Raw genomic sequence first — 1,706 nt, forward strand, 5'->3', positions numbered from 1 at the left:
CGGTGTCGGTGTCGGTGGCGAGTTGGTGGAGGTCGTTCAAGGTGGTGGGGTGGTCGCCGGCTGGTGTGATCTGGTGGCCTGCGGCCTGTAGGAGTCGCCGGATTTCGGCTGTGTGCCTGTTGATGGTCACGGGGTGGACGCCGAACAGGTCGGCGATGGCGCCCTGGGTGAGCTGGTGGCGCTGGTAGAGCATGGTGGCCAGGTAGCGGTCGGCCAGGGTGAGGCCGGTGTGGTGGCCGGTGCTTTGGCTGGTCTTGCGTGGGTGGCCTCGGCGTTTGTCCAGGTCGGCTTCGTGTTGGGTGTGGTGTAGTTCGGCCAGGGTGGCGATTAGGGCGTCGAAGTCGTTTGCGGCCAGTCCGGTCAGGCCCTGGTGGCGCAGCCAGGCCAGGTGTGGGCTGGGTTGGTCGAGGGGGGTGGGTTTGTAGGGGTCCTGGCGGGGGTGCTCGATCGGGTTCAGGGTGTAGTTCCACTGGCCGTGCCAGTGGTGGCGGGTCAGGGGCAGGGCGTTCATTTGGCGGTCGGGTATCCGGGTCCCGGTGGGGTAGGTGTTGGTGTCCAGGGCGGCGTCCACGCACAACCCGGTGTTTGTGGTGGTCGCGGCGATGCTGTTGACGACGACCTCGTAGCTGGTCAGTGGGCGTCCGCGCCAGTTCATGGTGATGGCGGAGAACAGCCGGTGTTCTATCTTGTTCCATTTGGAGGTGCCCGGCGGGAAGTGGCACACGGTGATGGCCAGGCCTGTTTCAACGGCCAAGGCGGCTAGTTCGGTCTTGAAGGCCCGGGTGCGCGAGGAGTTCGAGCCGCCGGCGTCGGCGGTGATGAGCAGCCGGGTCGCGGTCGGGTAGGTGTCGGCGCCGACGTTGTTCCACCAGCGGCGGATCGACTCCACCGCGAATGCGGCGGTGTCGTGGTCGATCCCGACGTTCACCCAGCCGGTGTTGGCTGCCAGGTCGTAGATGCCGTAGGGGATGGCCTTGCCCAGGGCCTGGTCGGGGAAGTCGTGGTCTTTGACTCTGATCGGATCCCCGGCCGGGCGCCAGGAGCGTCCGGCGTTGTGGAAGTCCCCGACCAGTTCCTTCTTTTTGGTGTCGACGCTGATGACTGGTTGGTCGGCGGTGCCGTATTCGGTGGCCTGTTCGTATATGTAGCGGAACTGTGCGTCGCGGTCGGGGTGTTGCGTGCCTTCGATGGTCTTGGCGGCGCCTTGCAGGCTGAATCCTTCGGCGGCCAGCAACTCCCCGACGGTGTCGGCGCCGATCTTGTGGCCGGCGCCGGTCAGCTCCCGGGCCAGGTCCCGGGTGGATCGGGTCGTCCACCGCAACACCGTCTCCGGATCGCCCCGCTCGGTAGGCTGCACCAGCGCCAGCAGTGCCGGAAGCAGCCCGGGATCGGTCTGGGTCAGTGGTTTGCGGCCGCCGCCGGGGCGCCGCACCCTGCCCAGGGCCTCGGCGCCGCTCTCCAACTCGTGGACCCCGTCGGAGACGGTGCCCTCCCGCATCCGGGCTGCCCGGGCCACCACCCTGATCCCGCCATGGCCCAGCACCCGCGCCTCAGCCCCGGCCAGCAACCGCCGCTGCCGCTCATCCAGATGCGGGAACACCGCCTGGAACTTCGCCGCCAACGCCACCTCGACACCCTCACCGATCGCCATAGCACATCATCGTGCCCTGTTTCCGGAACCGACGCATTGTTTTTCGACGAGCCCT

Annotated in this window: 1 protein-coding gene; it reads right to left on the minus strand. The window is 67.6% G+C overall.

All coding sequences use genetic code 11. The features are described 5' to 3' along the window. On the minus strand, positions 1-1,651 hold a 1,651-nt coding region (locus tag KGQ19_RS48500; RefSeq protein WP_230420575.1), incomplete at its 3' end, for an ISAzo13 family transposase. Between the last annotated feature and the right edge of the window lie 55 nt (positions 1,652-1,706).

Origin of the sequence: Catenulispora pinistramenti, assembly GCF_018274385.1 — a bacterium.
Taxonomy (GTDB): domain Bacteria; phylum Actinomycetota; class Actinomycetes; order Streptomycetales; family Catenulisporaceae; genus Catenulispora; species Catenulispora pinistramenti.